Origin of the sequence: Vibrio sp. 10N.239.312.D08, assembly GCF_041466145.1 — a bacterium.
Taxonomy (GTDB): Bacteria; Pseudomonadota; Gammaproteobacteria; order Enterobacterales; family Vibrionaceae; genus Vibrio; species Vibrio crassostreae_C.
In genome coordinates this window covers 33,665-49,408 of record NZ_JBFSSD010000030.1, presented here as the reverse complement: position 1 = coordinate 49,408, position 15,744 = coordinate 33,665, and the positions used below count along the sequence as shown (strand labels likewise).

The following is a 15,744-nucleotide window of genomic DNA, read 5'->3' as shown; positions in this document are numbered from 1 at the left end:
TATGCATTTCGGTCGCCACATTTCAGGGCAATTCAATGTCGAGTTAGAATCGATCCGTACTCATGTATTGACCATGGGCGGGTTAGTGGAGCAGCAACTCTCGTTTGCAATGCAGGCGCTTCATAAAGACGATGTTGAATTGGCCAAAAAAGTGATTCGTGATGACCACAAAGTGAATGCGATGGAAGTGTCGATTGATGAGGCGTGTACTCGAATCATTGCAAAGCGTCAGCCGACAGCGAAGGATCTGCGTTTGATTATGGCGATCATCAAAACCATTACCGATCTGGAACGTATTGGCGATGTTGCTTCTAAAATTGCGCAAGGTGCTATTGAGATCCCTTCAACCAAAGAGCAAAAATTCCATGTTTCGTTAGAGCCTCTTTGCCGTCAGGCAATCACCATGCTTCACCAAGTGTTAGATGCTTTTGCTCGTATGGATGTTGATGCGGCTGCTGAAGTTCACAAACTTGATGATAAGTTGGATGCGGAATACGAAGCCGTTATTCGTCAGTTAATGACCTATATGATGGAAGACCCTAAGAACATCCCTAATATTTTGCAGGTGATGTGGTCAGCTCGTGCGATTGAGCGAGTGGGAGACCGCTGCCAAAATATCTGCGAATACATTATTTACTTTGTGAAGGGTAAAGATGTACGTCACCTCGGTGATCAAAGCCTTGATGACGCACTAAAATAGAGCTTATCTTTAGAAACTAATAATGGCACCAAGATTGAAATTGACCGTTGTGTCGTAAGGCACAAAGGTTTTGTTGTGATCAAAAATATTCATATCAACACCAGCACGTAATCCAAGCATTGGTGTCGCTTGGTAAACGTAGGCACCACCTAGGCTTATACCATGTGTTGTTTTCTCTTCTACTTCGCCTGAGCGCGTTTTCGTACCGTCATAACTTGCCACGCCAATTTCAGCCTGAAAGCCGTGGATTTGGTTTCTTCCAAACATGTTTTGCTTCGTAACAGGTTTAAATCAAGAGAGCTGAATAAGTCTTTAGCCATATCTATCCATGAAAATTTTCTGCGCTATTAAATCTAATATACGTCAGTCAGTTAGATTAGTCAGCGAGGTTCTCTGGATTTATGCTGGCGACTATTGCCCTAAGCGGTGAGGGCGGCTCTCACACTGGATATCTTGCTAGCATCAGTTACTGGTATCTGATAATCATCAATATCATCACTGCCCATTTGAGCACTTGAGTTGTTTTCCATTAGACTCGGCCTTGTCGATTTACCTGAAAGGTGAAGAGCAGGTACTTGGGTAGCGCTTTGAATCATTTTGGCATTCGCAGCGTTAACGCCAGCCCCCGCCATGATATCAATTCGTCCATCGGCTTGTTTGACCATTGCAGCCAATACATCGATACCTTGCTCAGCATTAGCAGCAAGCCCTGATGTCAGGACTCTTTCGCATCCAAGTGTAATGATTTGTTCTAATGCTGCTTGGAAATCAGAGCTTTGATCGATGGCTCTGTGGAAGGTAATCCCAAGCTTTAACAAGTGCGCTTTGTCAGCCAGTTGTTGCATCTTTGGCATATCAATACTTCCGTTCGGCGCTAACACACCAAGTACGACCCCATCCAATCCTGCATTTGCGCAAGCTTCAATATCTTCAAGCATACAGAGCATATCGTCGTTATCGAAAATGAAGTCGCCTTGTCTTGGGCGTATCATAGCGTAGACCGGAACCGACGAAACTATTGCCGCTTGTTTCATCATTCCGAAGCTTGGAGTTAATCCGCCAAGTGCTAATGAAGAGCAAAGCTCAATTCGATTCGCGCCACCAGATAGTGCGTTATGAAGAGATTCTAAGTTATCGATACAGACTTCAATTTCGGTGTTCATCGTGTTTATCCGTTCAAAAAGATACTGATGAAATAATAGCAATCTAGGTGTGATTCTGAATAGATGGGGATAAGGGAAAATAGAGGTAAAGTTTAGGTTTATCGCTACCTCAATTATCTATTACAAGAGTCAGTCTAGGGGAGCGAGGAGGGGGAAAACAAAAAGCCCGAAGCGTTAACTTCGGGCTTTTAATAGGACTTTACTTCTTAACTGATTGGCGGTGCGCTTTGCGCTATTAGCTTATGCTTTATGTCTCTTTAAAGAGAATCTTCCAACCATTAACCCGCGTTGAGTTCGGGCTTAAGAGGTAATTACTTGCTTAGGTCGTCAGCGTGCTCAGATAGGAATGCTGCAACACCTTTTGGAGATGCGTCCATACCTGATTTGCCTTCTTCCCATTGTGCAGGACAAACTTCACCGTTCTTCTCGTGGAAGTTTAGTGCGTCTACCATGCGTAGCATTTCGTCGATGTTACGACCTAGTGGAAGATCGTTAACTACTTGGTGACGTACAAGGCCGTCAGCGTCGATTAGGAAAGAACCACGGAAAGCAACGCCTGCTTCTGGGTGCTCAACATCGTATGCTTTGCAGATCTCGTGCTTAACGTCAGCAACTAGAGGGTATTTAACTTGACCGATACCGCCATCAGCGATAGCAGTGTTACGCCATGCGTTGTGAGAGAATTGAGAATCGATAGAAACACCGATTACTTCAACGCCTTTAGCTTGGAAATCTTCAAGACGGTTGTCGAAAGCGATTAGCTCTGAAGGACAAACGAAAGTGAAGTCTAGTGGGTAGAAGAAAACTACAGCTTTCTTACCTTTAGTGAATTCTGCGAAGTTGAAGTTATCAACGATCTCACCGTTACCTAGAACAGCTGCTGCAGTAAAGTCAGGGGCTTGACGACCTACTAGTACCATTTTGGAATCTCCTAAAAAATTAGTTGGCCCAACACATCTTTGTTTGGGCTCCGTTTCTACGCGACAAACTATAGTACAATCGGTACTATAGAAAAAAGCGAATTAAATAGATTAAGTTAATCGAAAAAAGCGATAAGCTTATTCTTTGTCCTGTCCTTAGGTCGAATGACCTTTACCTAACTTATCCTACTCATATTACAAAGTAATTTCATGAATAAATGGCCAAGTCTTAAGCAACTTCACTATCTTGTTACTCTTCACGAAACTCGTCATTTCAGTGATGCCGCAGATCGCTGTTTCGTCAGTCAATCTACGCTAAGTAAAGGCATTCAAAACCTAGAAAAGCTGATTGGTTGCCCGCTTTATGAGAAGAAAGATAAAAAGAGCCCGCTAGTTTTCACGCAAGCAGGTGAGCTGGTGGTCAAGCACGGTCGAGAGCTACTAGCGAAAGGACAAGATCTCGTAGAGCTTGGAAATCTATGTAACGGGGATGCGATGCAAGGGCAGCTGCGAGTCGGGTGTATTCCTACTATAGCGCCGTTCCTTTTGTGCGATTTGGTACAGGAAGCCAACCAGCGCTTTCCACAATTAAATTTGCTGTTACGTGAAGACACAACGACCAACCTATTGGCTGCGCTGCGTCATGGAGACTTAGATGTGCTGATTCTGGCTTTGCCTGTCGATATCGACAATATGGAAAGCCAAGTTGTTGGGCAAGACCCTTTCCGGATGGTGATCAGTCGCAATCAAGCTGATGGTATTCGCGTTCCGATTAAATACGATGACCTGCCAGACGAATCTGTATTTTTGTTGGAGAACGAGCATTGCTTAACCGAGCATGCTGTGTCGGCTTGTAAGTTAACGGATAAAGAGAAGATCAACCCGTTCACTGCGACGAGCCTTCACACATTGGTGCAAATGGTGGCCAATGGTTTAGGAACCACCTTTATTCCGCAAATGGCGATCGACCACGGTTTATTGGAAAACCAGAATCTCGTTGTGATCGATCCTCCTGGTCAGCAGGCCTACCGAGATATTGGCCTTGTCTGGCGACCAAGCTCTTCGCGTCGTGAGACATTCCATCAATTAGCGGATGTGGTATCTGAGCTTCTATAATAATCCGCTGCGACAACAATCCCTCTGAGCGGCTGAATTGGCCGCTCTTCTTTATATCAATTCCGAGCGTTACTCTACTTCTGCTTCTTCTGGCTCTACTTCTTCTTGCAGCTCCAGTAAATTGATCGCTATCGTGACAAAATCGCTGTCTGTAATAATGCCTACTAGTTCGTGGTTTTCTACGACAGGTAAACAGCCCACTTTATGTTTCTGCATGTAGATAGCCGATTCTTTTAATCCTGCACGCGGCTCTACCGACATAACACTTTTGTGCATGATGTCGTTGAGGGGAGTAGCAAGAGTAAAAGATTGAGCTTGTGGGATGTTTTGTAGGCTGGATTCTTGAGCGGCGAGAACGTCTCGTTGTGTGACGACACCTAGTAGTTGCCTGTCGGAATCGACGACCGGAATATGGCGGATATCAAGTGCTTCCATCATGTGCTTAGCATCGGCCAGTGAGTGTGAGCGCAATAGGGTATGAGGGTTGCGAGTCATCATATCTTCAACCTTGATCATACGAACCTCCTTCTTTTTTATTTGTTGCTATTACTATAGTTTTTTATCCAAAAAATAACTGAGATCTGACGCATTCTTGGGTGAGTTTTATGCAACTAATTCTTTAGCTTGAGGAGGTGAATCAGTCGCATTATTTTACGCCTCTTTACAATAATCCAGTGCTGTAAACCTTGCTATTGCGGCTCGTGTGCCTATACTAGCCCACTGCGAAATTTTTAGTCGTGTTTGCGATGTGTTTCTGGTAACGATTGACTTACCGTAACGATTATCCAGCAACTACGATTTATGATTCGTCAACGGCACAAATCTCATCAACTAAGACAAGACTAGACACATGCAAGTTTCAGATTTTCACTTTGACCTACCAGATGAACTCATTGCTCGCTACCCTCAAGAGGAGCGTACAGCAAGCCGCCTGCTTAAATTAGATGGCAACAGCGGTAACCTAGCTGATGGTTCGTTTAAAGACGTTTTAGACTTGGTTGAGCCAGGCGATCTTGTTGTTTTCAATAACACTCGAGTGATTCCAGCTCGTGTATTTGGTCGCAAGGCATCAGGCGGTAAGCTTGAAGTGCTGGTTGAACGTATGCTTGATGAGAAAAGCATTCTTGCGCATGTTCGTTGTTCTAAATCACCGAAGCCGGGTACCAAGTTGTTCCTTGGTGAGAACGATGAATATGAAGCTGAAATGGTGGCGCGTCACGATGCGTTATTCGAAATCCATTTCACATCTGATCAAAGCGTTTTAGAGATTCTTAACAGTGTTGGTCACATGCCACTGCCTCCTTACATCGATCGTCCTGATGAAGATGCAGATAAAGAGCGCTACCAGACTGTCTATAATGAAAAGCCGGGTGCGGTTGCAGCGCCAACAGCAGGCCTTCACTTTGATGACAAGCTAATGGCTGACATGAAAGAAAAAGGTGTTGAGTTTGCTTACGTGACGCTTCATGTTGGTGCTGGTACGTTCCAGCCAGTAAAAGTTGATAATATTAACGATCACCACATGCATGCTGAGTACGTTGAAGTGCCGCAAGAAGTGGTTGACGCCGTAGCTGCAGCAAAAGCCCGTGGCGGCCGTATTATTGCTGTTGGTACAACATCAGTACGCTCACTAGAAAGTGCAGCTCAAGATGCATTGAAGAAAGGCACTGAGCTCGTTCCTTTCTTTGGTGATACAGAAATCTTCATCTTCCCTGGCTATGAATACCAGTTGGTGGATTGCTTGATTACCAACTTCCACTTGCCAGAATCAACACTGATTATGTTGGTGAGTGCATTTGCAGGTTACGACAACGTGATGGGCGCATACGATCACGCAGTGAAGAGCGAATATCGTTTCTTCAGCTACGGTGATGCCATGTTCATCAATAAGAAAACAAGCTAATTTAAGCTAGTTATAAACGATATACATTAGAATTTACGGGTGCTAGCAGTAAGCTAGGAGTCGGGCAGGGTGTCTGTCTAATCTCTCGCAAGGAATACGCGACCGCTCCTCATAGAACCCACTAGACTGAACTTTTGTTTGGCCTAAGGTTCTGAATTAACAGTCAGATTGTTTCTCTGGCATATTGGAGGCTTCGTGAAATTAAAATACGAACTTAAAAAAACTAATAGCGGCGCACGTCGTGGTCAACTTCAGTTTGAACGCGGTACCGTTGAAACCCCAGCATTCATGCCTGTAGGTACTTACGGTACTGTTAAAGGTATGACACCTGAAGAAGTAAAAGACACAGGTGCTGAAATCCTATTAGGTAACACATTCCACCTATGGCTACGTCCTGGTCAAGAAATCATGAAAATGCACGGTGACCTGCACGATTTCATGAACTGGCACGGTCCTATCCTGACTGATTCAGGCGGCTTTCAAGTATTCAGCCTAGGTGCAATGCGTAAAATCACTGAAGAGGGTGTTCATTTCCGTAACCCTGTAAACGGTGACAAGATCTTCATGGACGCTGAGAAGTCTATGGAAATCCAAAAAGATTTAGGTTCAGACATCGTAATGATCTTCGATGAGTGTACGCCTTACCCTGCGACACACAAAGAAGCAAAAGACTCAATGGAGATGTCTCTTCGTTGGGCTGAGCGTTCACGTAACCACTTCGACAAACTTGAAAACCCGAACTCACTGTTCGGTATCGTTCAAGGTGGCGTGTACGAAGACCTTCGTGATGTATCCGTTAAAGGCCTAACAGAAATTGGTTTTGACGGTTACGCAGTAGGTGGCCTAGCAGTAGGCGAACCAAAAGAAGATATGCACCGCATTCTTGAGCACACATGTCCTCAACTGCCAGAAGATAAGCCACGTTACCTAATGGGCGTAGGCAAACCGGAAGACTTGGTTGAAGGTGTTCGTCGCGGTATCGACATGTTTGACTGTGTAATGCCAACGCGAAATGCACGTAACGGCCACCTGTTTGTGACTGAAGGTGTGATCAAGATCCGTAATGCGAAGCATAAAACCGATACAACACCACTAGATTCAGAGTGTGACTGTTACACTTGTAAGAACTACAGCAAGTCGTACTTACACCATTTGGATCGTTGTAACGAAATCCTAGGTGCTCGACTGAACACGATTCATAACCTGCGTTTCTACCAACGAGTAATGTCAGACATTCGTCAGTCTATCGATGAAGACCGCTTTGAAGAGTTCGTTGCAGAGTTCTACGCAAGAATGGGGCGTGAAGTGCCACCACTAGGTAAAGAATCTTAGTATTTCTTTTTTGCGAGCCCTATCTCTCTTCCGAGTGATGGGGCTTGAAAATAAAGGGATGCAACCCAATTAGACAAACAATTACGAAAATATAAATAGAGGATGTTTTAAATGTTTATTTCTCAAGCTCACGCAGCAGCAGAAGGTGCACCAGCAGGCGGCGGTTTCGAAATGCTTATCATGCTAGGTATGTTCGCTGTGATCTTCTACTTCATGATCTACCGTCCACAAGCTAAGCGTGTTAAAGAGCACAAGAACCTTATGTCTTCTATGGGCAAAGGCGATGAAGTTCTTACAAGCGGCGGCCTAATCGGCAAGATCACTAAGATTGCAGAAGACAGTGACTACGTTGCTATCGAACTGAATGCAAACAACGAAGTAGTTATCAAGAAAGACTTCGTTACAGCAGTGCTACCAAAAGGTACTCTGAAATCTCTATAAACAGCTAGAGGATCCTCGCTGTGCTAAACCGTTACCCGTTATGGAAGTACCTGATGGTGGTGTTTACTATCGCCATCGCTGCGTTGTACGCACTTCCGAATATATACGGTGAAGATCCGGCAGTTCAAGTTACAGGGGCGCGCGGCGCCTCTGTAGATATGTCTACGCTGGATGCTGTCACCAATGCTCTTGAAGCTGAAAACCTTTCTACTAAATCCGTTGCTCTAGAAAACGGTTCCATTCTTGTTCGCTTTAACGATACAGACTCTCAAATTAGTGCTCGTGATGTCATCACTGAAGCATTAGATGAAGACGTAATCGTTGCTTTAAACTTAGCTGCTTCAACTCCTGATTGGCTTGAATCTATTGGTGCTGCACCAATGAAGCTTGGTCTTGACCTACGTGGTGGTGTTCACTTCTTGATGGAAGTGGATATGGACGCTGCGATGCAAAAGCTGGTTGGCCAACAAGAAGAAGCGTTCCGTAGCGAACTTCGTGAAGAAAAAATCCGTTACCGTGCAATTCGCCCATCTGGTAAAGATGCGGTTGAAGTGATTCTACGTAACGCCGAGCAGCTTGCTGAAGCGAAATCGCTACTGCAATCTAAGCACCAAGACATGACGTTTGTAGATTCTGAATCTAATGGTCGTTTTTCTTTGGTTGCTAGCTTCACAGAGGCTCGTCTTCAAGAAATCCGCAACTATGCGGTAGAGCAAAACATTACCATTCTACGTAACCGTGTTAACGAACTTGGTGTTGCTGAACCTTTGGTTCAACGTCAAGGCTCTAGCCGTATCGTAGTGGAATTGCCTGGTGTTCAAGACACGGCTCGCGCTAAAGAAATTCTTGGTGCTACCGCGACGCTTGAGTTCCGTGAAGTGGATAGCAGTGCTGACTTAGCCGCTGCCGCTTCTGGTCGTGCCCCTGCGGGTAGCGAAATCAAGCAAGATCGTGATGGTCGTCCTGTGGTACTTAAGAAGCGCGTTATTCTAGGCGGCTCAAGTATTACTGATGCAAGCTCAAGTGTTGATGAATATGGTCGTCCTCAAGTTAACATCTCGCTAGACAGCGAAGGTGGTAGCAAGATGTCTGCATTCTCTCGTCAGAATATCGGTAAGCTAATGGCAACGGTATTTGCAGAGTACAAAGACAGCGGTCGTAAAACACCGGAAGGTCGAGTTATCTTGAGTAAGCACGAAGAAGTGATTAACCAAGCGACGATTCAATCTGCGCTAGGCCGTAACTTCCGTATTACTGGTATCGATTCAACGGCTGAAGCTCATAACTTGGCACTTCTACTGCGTGCTGGTGCATTGATTGCGCCTATCTCGATTGTAGAAGAACGTACCATTGGTCCATCTATGGGGCAGCAAAACATCGATATGGGTATCATGGCGATGGTTTGGGGTATGGCTGCTGTAATGCTGTTTACGCTGCTTTACTACCGTAGCTTTGGTCTGATTGCGAACGTTGCGCTAATGGCTAACTTGGTGTTGATTATCGGTGTTATGTCGATGATTCCGGGGGCTACCATGACCCTACCAGGTATTGCCGGTATCGTATTAACGGTTGGTATGGCGGTTGATGCGAACGTTCTGATCTTTGAGCGTATACGTGAAGAGCTTCGAGATGGACGCAGTCCACAACAAGCGATTCACCAAGGTTACGCGAACGCATTCAGCACAATCGCCGATGCCAACATCACCACACTACTAACAGCAATCATTCTATTTGCTGTGGGTACGGGTGCTATCAAAGGCTTCGCGGTAACGCTGTCTATCGGTATCTTGACTTCAATGTTTACAGCTATTATCGGAACACGTTGTATCGTGAACCTGATGTATGGCGGAAAACGTGTTAAAAAACTGTCGATCTAAGGCTAGGAATTAATATGTTTCAGATTCTAAAAGCAGACAAAATGATCGACTTTATGCGTTGGTCAAAGGTTGCCTTTGTTTTTTCTATCTTGATGATTGGTACTGCTATCTTCACCCTAACAACGAAATCGTTGAACTGGGGTCTAGATTTTACTGGCGGTACTCTGATTGAAGTTGGTTTTGAACAACCGGCACACCTTCCTGATATTCGTAGTGCACTAGAAGCCGAAGGCTTTGGTGATGCAACGGTACAGAACTTCGGTTCAGCTCGTGATGTGATGGTTCGTTTACGTCCACGTGATGGCGTAGCGGGCGAAACGCTTGGTAACCAAATCCTTTCTGCTATTGAGAATGGTACTGGTGAGCAAGTTGAAATGCGTCGTATCGAGTTCGTTGGTCCTAACGTGGGTGACGAATTAACAGAAGCGGGTGGCCTTGCTATTCTAGTTTCTCTTATCTGTATCTTGATCTACGTATCAGTGCGATTTGAATGGCGTTTGGCTGCGGGTGCAGTATTAGCACTGGCGCACGACGTTATCATCACTCTGGGTGTGTTCTCTCTAATGCAAATTGAGGTCGACCTTACCATCGTAGCAGCCTTGCTAACGGTCGTCGGTTACTCCCTCAACGATACCATTGTTGTATTCGACCGTATCCGTGAGAACTTCCGTAAGATGCGTAAGGGTGAAGCACCTGAAGTACTGAACAGCTCAATCACACAAACATTGAGCCGTACATTGATCACTTCTGGTACCACGTTATTCGTAGTTATCGCACTGTTCGTTCAGGGCGGCGCTATGATTCACGGCTTCGCGACTGCACTTCTACTGGGTATTACGGTTGGTACTTACTCTTCTATCTACGTTGCATCTGCACTGGCTATGAAGTTAGGTATTACGCGTGAACACCTAATGCCACCACAAGTGGACAAAGAAGGTGAAGAGTTTGACGAGATGCCTTAGGCCTTGGCTTAATAAGTTTCGCTAAACCAAAAAAACCGCTAGGCAACTAGCGGTTTTTTTACGTCTGTATTCTAGGGAAGCTCAATACAATTTAGCGTTGAAGTATGTTGAACTTCATTTCACTAAGAGACATCCTGATCGTATCTCGTATCTCGTATCTCGTATCTCGTATCTCGTATCTCGTATCTCGTATCGCAGATACAAAAAAGCCTCGCTATAGCTATATAGCGAGGCTTTGGAATTTTTATGCGCCCTTAAAATAGGGAGCGTTAACGTAAGGTCTGAATTACTTCAGCATACCTTCGTTAGCGTTCTCACGAACGTGCTTAAGAATAGACTTAACACCACGTGCGCTTGAAGCAACAACATTACCAGAAGTCATGTAATCAGTACCGCCAGCAAAGTCAGTCATGATAGCACCAGCTTCACGAGCGATTAGATCGCCAGCTGCTAGATCCCATGGCTTAAGGCCAAGTTCTAGGTAACCATCAACACGGCCAGCTGCTAGGTAACATAGGTCAAGAGCAGGAGAACCTGTACGACGGAAATCAGCACAGTCGATGAATAGACCAGAGATGATCTTCATGAAAGATTCAGAGTGTTGTTTTTGCTTGAATGGGAAACCAGTCGCTAGAACAGTACCTTGAAGGTCTTTTAGTTGAGTAACACGCATACGAGCGTTGTTAAGTTGAGCGCCAGCGCCACGTTGAGCTGTGAATAGCTCGTTTAGCATTGGGTCATAAACACAAGCAACTTCTGTACGACCGTTCATGCGAACAGCGATAGATACAGAGAAGTGAGGGAAACCTTTTACAAAGTTGTTGGTGCCATCCAGTGGGTCAACGATCCATTGTACATCAGAGTCTTTACCTTCAGTCAGGCCTTTCTCTTCAGAAATAATGCTGTGCTCTGGGTAAGATGCTTTGATTGTCTCAATGATCATGTACTCAGCTTCTTGAGCAATGTTAGTAACGTAATCGTTGTTACCTTTTAGAGACGATTCGATCTTATCAGTTGTTTCTAGAGATTTAGCAATATGGTTGCCAGCTTTACGCGCAGCGCGTATCGCAATGTTTAGCATTGGATGCATATGGTTTTTCCCACAAGATGTTAAAGAACAATTTAAAGCGGCGGCGAGTATACCAAAGTTTTACCAAAAGGGAAGTGGTTATTTTTTGAACTCTTGGTTTCACATTACGCGAAGGGTCTGACCATTTTACTTTGCTATGTGTTAATATCTCGCGATTATTTTTAAAGTGGTGTCATATAGCATGTTAGACAATGTAAAAGTCGTTCTGGTTGGTACGTCTCATTCGGGAAATATCGGATCAGCAGCTCGCGCAATGAAAGTGATGGGTTTGAGTCAATTAGTTCTTGTAGACCCTCAATGTGAAGTTGACGAGCAGACCTTAGCACTGGCTGCGGGTGCTGGTGACATCGCAGAAAACGCGACCATTGTGTCTACATTGGATGAAGCAGTAAAAGACTGTGGTTTGGTGGTTGGTTCAAGTGCTCGTTCAAGAACGCTTGAATGGCCAATGCTAGAGCCTCGTGAATGCGGACAAAAGTTTGCCGTTGAAGGTCAAAAGCACCCAGTCGCATTGGTCTTCGGCCGTGAGCGCACTGGCTTGACTAACGATGAGCTTCAGAAGTGCCACTTCCATGTATGTATCCCAGCCAACCCTGAATACAGTTCACTGAACCTAGCAATGGCGGTACAAACGCTAAGCTATGAAGTTCGCGTGGCACACCTTGATATGGTTGCGAGCCAATATCAACCACAGCAACAAGATGAGTACCCACGTCACGAAGAACTAGAAATGTTCTATGAACACCTTGAAAAAGTGATCATTGATACCCAATTTATCTCTAAGGATAAACCGGGTCAGGTGATGAATAAACTACGTCGTCTGTTCAGTCGAGCTCGTCCAGAGTTGCAAGAGATCAACACTCTACGCGGCATTTTGACTTCAATTGAGAAGAGCAAAAACGACAAATAAAAACCACACAAACTCTAAGGGTGAATACTTGACTAAAATAGTCAACTAAATACTTGACCAATTTAGTCAGGTATGGGAAGATTCCAACCACATAAACAATGTGGATTCGGTGTGATATGAAACTTACATCTAAAGGAAGATATGCGGTAACAGCTATGCTAGATGTAGCACTGCATTCGCAAAAAAGCCCAGTTCCTCTGGCTGATATTTCAGAGCGACAGGGCATCTCATTATCTTACTTAGAACAGCTATTTTCTAAGTTACGTAAAGCTGGCTTAGTTGCTAGTGTTCGTGGTCCTGGCGGTGGTTACCGTTTAGGTGCTGAAGCGAGCGACATCGCTGTCGGAACTGTAATTGCTGCAGTAGACGAATCAGTTGATGCAACTAAGTGTCACGGTCGAGCAGATTGCCAAGGTGGTAGTCGTTGTTTAACTCACACTCTTTGGCGTGATTTAAGCTCCCGAATCAGCAGCTTCTTAAATGACATTACGCTCGGTGAGCTAATGAAAGATAACGAAGTTTTAGAGATTTCTGATCGTCAAGATATCGATCTTGCGGTTAATAATGGTTTTGCACATAAAAATACGAGCACTACAACGATTAGTGCAGCACCTCACGGTGTTAATGCCCGCTCTTAGCGGTCAGTTTTTACATTGGAGTAGAAAATGAAACTGCCTATTTACTTTGACTATTCAGCTACATGCCCAGTCGATCCACGTGTTGCTGAAAAAATGGTTCAGTGCATGACGATGGACGGTAACTTCGGTAACCCTGCATCTCGTTCACACCGTTACGGCTGGCAGGCAGAAGAATCAGTAGATAATGCTCGTGAGCAAATTGCCGATCTACTAAATGCAGACCCACGTGAGATTGTTTTCACGTCAGGTGCTACAGAGTCAGACAACCTTGCTATCAAAGGTGCAGCGCACTTTTACGAGAAGAAAGGTAAGCACGTAATCACGTGTAAAACAGAACATAAAGCGGTTCTTGATCCATGTCGCCAACTAGAGCGTGAAGGTTTTGAGGTGACTTACCTTGAGCCTGAAGCAAACGGCATCATTGATTTAGACAAGCTACAAGCAGCAATGCGTGAAGATACGGTTCTTGTTTCTATCATGCACGTAAACAACGAGATTGGTGTAATCCAAGATATCTCTGCAATCGGCGAATTATGTCGTTCACGCAAGATCATCTTCCACGTTGATGCGGCTCAGTCTGCGGGTAAAATCCCACTAGATGTAAAAGAGATGAAAGTTGACCTTATCTCTCTTTCTGCACACAAAGCATACGGCCCTAAAGGCATTGGTGCTTTGTACGTTCGTCGTAAGCCACGTATTCGTCTTGAAGCACAGATGCACGGTGGAGGTCACGAACGTGGTTTCCGTTCTGGTACTCTTGCTACTCACCAAATCGTGGGTATGGGCGAAGCTTTTGCCATCGCTAAACAAGACATGCAGAAAGATTACGATCACGCACTAGCACTTCGTGAGCGCCTATTGAAAGGTGTTCAAGATCTAGAAGCGGTAACCGTAAACGGCGACCTAGACCAACGTGTACCACACAACCTAAACGTGAGCTTCGCTTTCGTTGAAGGTGAGTCTCTGCTTATGTCTCTAAAAGACCTAGCAGTATCATCAGGTTCTGCATGTACATCAGCAAGCCTCGAGCCTTCATACGTTCTACGTGCTCTTGGTCTGAACGATGAACTGGCACACAGCTCAGTACGTTTCTCATTCGGCCGTTTCACAACGGAAGAAGAAATCGACTACGCGATTGCACAAATTCGTGTAGCGGTAAACAAATTACGCGACATGTCTCCTCTATGGGATATGTATAAAGAAGGGATTGATTTGAACACTGTTGAGTGGGCTCATCACTAATCTCACGGAAATAGAGGATTCGAGGTAACTATCATGGCATATAGCGAAAAAGTAATTGATCACTACGAAAACCCACGTAACGTAGGTTCGTTTGATAAAGAAGACCCAAGTGTAGGTAGCGGCATGGTTGGCGCACCAGCTTGTGGTGACGTAATGAAACTGCAAATCAAGGTAACGCCAGAAGGTATTATCGAAGATGCAAAATTCAAAACTTACGGCTGCGGTAGCGCAATTGCTTCTAGCTCACTAGTAACTGAGTGGGTTAAAGGTAAAAGTATTGATGAAGCAGCAGCTATCAAAAACTCTGAAATCGCAGAAGAGCTAGAGTTGCCACCAGTGAAAGTGCACTGTTCAATTCTTGCTGAAGATGCAATCAAAGCAGCAGTTGCGGATTACAAAAAGAAGCGTTAATCGTTTCATTAAGTAATCACAAAAAATAAGCAATATTTGGGAGCATCCTTTGTGCTCCCCCTGAGTTCTCAATTTATATAAAACACAAGGTTGTAGTATGGCCATCACCATGACAGATACGGCAGCAAGCCGAGTTCAAGCTTTCCTAGATAACCGAGGTAAAGGTATCGGGTTGCGCTTAGCGGTAAAAACTACTGGCTGTTCGGGCATGGCGTATGTACTGGAATTCGTTGATGAGCTTAACGAAGAAGACGAAGTGTTTGAGCATTCAGGTGTTAAGGTCATCATTGATCCAAAGAGCCTAGTTTACCTAGACGGTACTGAGCTTGATTACGTAAAAGAAGGCCTAAACGAAGGTTTTGAATTCAACAACCCTAACGCGAAAGGCGAATGTGGTTGTGGTGAGAGCTTCAACGTATAAACGCTTCAATCGTTAAGCGTTTATAGTGAGCGAAGAATAAAATTAGGCTCTGATTGAAGAGCCTAAACTTAGGACCACCGTTACATGAATCATTTCGAATTATTTGGGCTACCACTTCAGTTTCAACTGGATGGTAGCCTTCTTTCTTCTCAGTTTAGAGATCTGCAACGCCAATTCCACCCTGATAAATTTGCCACTGCTTCTGAGCGTGATCGCCTATTAGCCGTGCAAAAAGCTGCGCAAATTAACGATGCGTACCAGGTGTTGAAGAATCCAATCAGTCGAGCTGAATACCTGTTAGTGCAACATGGTGAGGATATTCGCGGCGAGCAGCAGACCCTGCAAGATCCTATGTTCCTGATGGAGCAAATGGAATTGCGTGAAGAGCTTGAAGACATCGCCGACAGTTCTGATCCTGAAGATGCTTTGTTTGCATTTGAAGGAAAGGTTAGCAAAATGTATAAACAACAATTAAGCGCTATCCAACAAGAACTCGACAGTGAGGCTTGGTTAGAAGCTGCAGACCGAGTAAGAAAGCTTAAGTTTATTGCAAAATTAAAGAATGAAATCGAGTTAGTTGAAGATCGTCTGATCGGCTAGTTCGTATAACAAGGACAC

Annotated in this window: 17 protein-coding genes and 1 pseudogene; 13 read left to right on the top strand and 5 right to left on the bottom strand. The window is 44.7% G+C overall.

The genetic code is table 11. From position 1 onward, the window contains the following. The first annotated feature begins 1 nt into the window (after nt 1). The gene (gene phoU, locus AB6D58_RS16080) at nt 2-700 is read left to right on the top strand and encodes a phosphate signaling complex protein PhoU (RefSeq protein WP_009848270.1); all 699 of its coding nucleotides are present in this window, start codon (nt 2-4) and stop codon (nt 698-700) included. A gap of 9 nt (nt 701-709) precedes the next feature. Here the strand turns inward: phoU and AB6D58_RS16075 are convergent. The 3 genes and pseudogenes from AB6D58_RS16075 to AB6D58_RS16065 all read right to left on the bottom strand — a co-directional run. Beyond that, nucleotides 710-973 (bottom strand): annotated as a pseudogene (locus AB6D58_RS16075) (hypothetical protein); the annotation flags it as partial. A 146-nt stretch (nt 974-1,119) separates the two neighbouring features. Beyond that, nucleotides 1,120-1,863 carry a copper homeostasis protein CutC gene (locus tag AB6D58_RS16070; protein ID WP_372157766.1) on the bottom strand — a complete coding sequence of 248 codons (744 nt, stop codon included), beginning with the start codon at nt 1,861-1,863 and terminating at the stop codon, nt 1,120-1,122. Between the two features lie 311 nt (nt 1,864-2,174). Next, nucleotides 2,175-2,783, bottom strand: a complete 609-nt coding sequence (locus AB6D58_RS16065) for a peroxiredoxin C (RefSeq protein ID WP_004740353.1) — start codon at nt 2,781-2,783, stop codon at nt 2,175-2,177. A gap of 210 nt (nt 2,784-2,993) precedes the next feature. Here AB6D58_RS16065 and AB6D58_RS16060 point away from each other — a divergent pair, with 210 nt between their 5' ends. After that, nucleotides 2,994-3,899 (top strand): hydrogen peroxide-inducible genes activator, encoded by a 906-nt coding sequence (locus tag AB6D58_RS16060; RefSeq protein ID WP_372157764.1) that lies wholly within the window; start codon nt 2,994-2,996, stop codon nt 3,897-3,899. 69 nt (nt 3,900-3,968) lie between these two features. Here AB6D58_RS16060 and AB6D58_RS16055 read toward each other — a convergent pair whose 3' ends face one another. Continuing rightward, the gene (locus tag AB6D58_RS16055) at nt 3,969-4,415 is read right to left on the bottom strand and encodes a CBS domain-containing protein (RefSeq protein ID WP_017062524.1); all 447 of its coding nucleotides are present in this window, start codon (nt 4,413-4,415) and stop codon (nt 3,969-3,971) included. A gap of 334 nt (nt 4,416-4,749) precedes the next feature. On the opposite strand from AB6D58_RS16055, the gene queA reads away from it, so the two are divergent. The 5 genes from queA (at nt 4,750) to secF (ending at nt 10,414) form a co-directional block, all read left to right on the top strand. Continuing rightward, nucleotides 4,750-5,802: a tRNA preQ1(34) S-adenosylmethionine ribosyltransferase-isomerase QueA gene (gene queA, locus AB6D58_RS16050; protein ID WP_017062523.1), complete on the top strand. Its 1,053-nt coding sequence runs from the start codon at nt 4,750-4,752 to the stop codon at nt 5,800-5,802. Nucleotides 5,803-5,997: 195 nt separating this feature from the next. After that, complete coding sequence (gene tgt, locus AB6D58_RS16045) at nt 5,998-7,134, top strand: tRNA guanosine(34) transglycosylase Tgt (RefSeq protein WP_017056177.1); 1,137 nt, start codon at nt 5,998-6,000, stop codon at nt 7,132-7,134. A gap of 111 nt (nt 7,135-7,245) precedes the next feature. Next, the gene (yajC, locus tag AB6D58_RS16040; RefSeq protein WP_010440492.1) at nt 7,246-7,575 is read left to right on the top strand and encodes a preprotein translocase subunit YajC; all 330 of its coding nucleotides are present in this window, start codon (nt 7,246-7,248) and stop codon (nt 7,573-7,575) included. 20 nt (nt 7,576-7,595) lie between these two features. Then, nucleotides 7,596-9,452, top strand: coding sequence for a protein translocase subunit SecD (secD, locus tag AB6D58_RS16035; RefSeq protein WP_102320714.1), 1,857 nt, complete (start codon nt 7,596-7,598; stop codon nt 9,450-9,452). Between the two features lie 14 nt (nt 9,453-9,466). After that, complete coding sequence (secF, locus tag AB6D58_RS16030; RefSeq protein ID WP_017062837.1) at nt 9,467-10,414, top strand: protein translocase subunit SecF; 948 nt, start codon at nt 9,467-9,469, stop codon at nt 10,412-10,414. Nucleotides 10,415-10,700: 286 nt separating this feature from the next. Here secF and suhB read toward each other — a convergent pair whose 3' ends face one another. After that, entirely contained in the window at nt 10,701-11,504 is an 804-nt protein-coding gene (gene suhB, locus AB6D58_RS16025) for an inositol-1-monophosphatase (RefSeq protein ID WP_017062836.1), read from the bottom strand. Between the two features lie 181 nt (nt 11,505-11,685). Between suhB and trmJ the strand changes: the two genes are divergently transcribed. From trmJ to hscB, 6 genes are all read left to right on the top strand, one after another. Continuing rightward, entirely contained in the window at nt 11,686-12,414 is a 729-nt protein-coding gene (gene trmJ, locus AB6D58_RS16020) for a tRNA (cytosine(32)/uridine(32)-2'-O)-methyltransferase TrmJ (protein WP_004735091.1), read from the top strand. A gap of 116 nt (nt 12,415-12,530) precedes the next feature. Then, nucleotides 12,531-13,052 carry a Fe-S cluster assembly transcriptional regulator IscR gene (gene iscR, locus AB6D58_RS16015; protein ID WP_010440512.1) on the top strand — a complete coding sequence of 174 codons (522 nt, stop codon included), beginning with the start codon at nt 12,531-12,533 and terminating at the stop codon, nt 13,050-13,052. Nucleotides 13,053-13,079: 27 nt separating this feature from the next. Further along, the gene (locus AB6D58_RS16010; protein WP_372057527.1) at nt 13,080-14,294 is read left to right on the top strand and encodes an IscS subfamily cysteine desulfurase; all 1,215 of its coding nucleotides are present in this window, start codon (nt 13,080-13,082) and stop codon (nt 14,292-14,294) included. Nucleotides 14,295-14,327: 33 nt separating this feature from the next. Continuing rightward, entirely contained in the window at nt 14,328-14,705 is a 378-nt protein-coding gene (gene iscU, locus AB6D58_RS16005) for a Fe-S cluster assembly scaffold IscU (RefSeq protein WP_004740340.1), read from the top strand. Between the two features lie 97 nt (nt 14,706-14,802). Further along, nucleotides 14,803-15,126: an iron-sulfur cluster assembly protein IscA gene (gene iscA / locus AB6D58_RS16000; protein WP_010440519.1), complete on the top strand. Its 324-nt coding sequence runs from the start codon at nt 14,803-14,805 to the stop codon at nt 15,124-15,126. A gap of 84 nt (nt 15,127-15,210) precedes the next feature. Next, complete coding sequence (hscB, locus tag AB6D58_RS15995) at nt 15,211-15,726, top strand: co-chaperone HscB (protein WP_048608145.1); 516 nt, start codon at nt 15,211-15,213, stop codon at nt 15,724-15,726. The last annotated feature ends 18 nt before the right edge of the window (nt 15,727-15,744 follow it).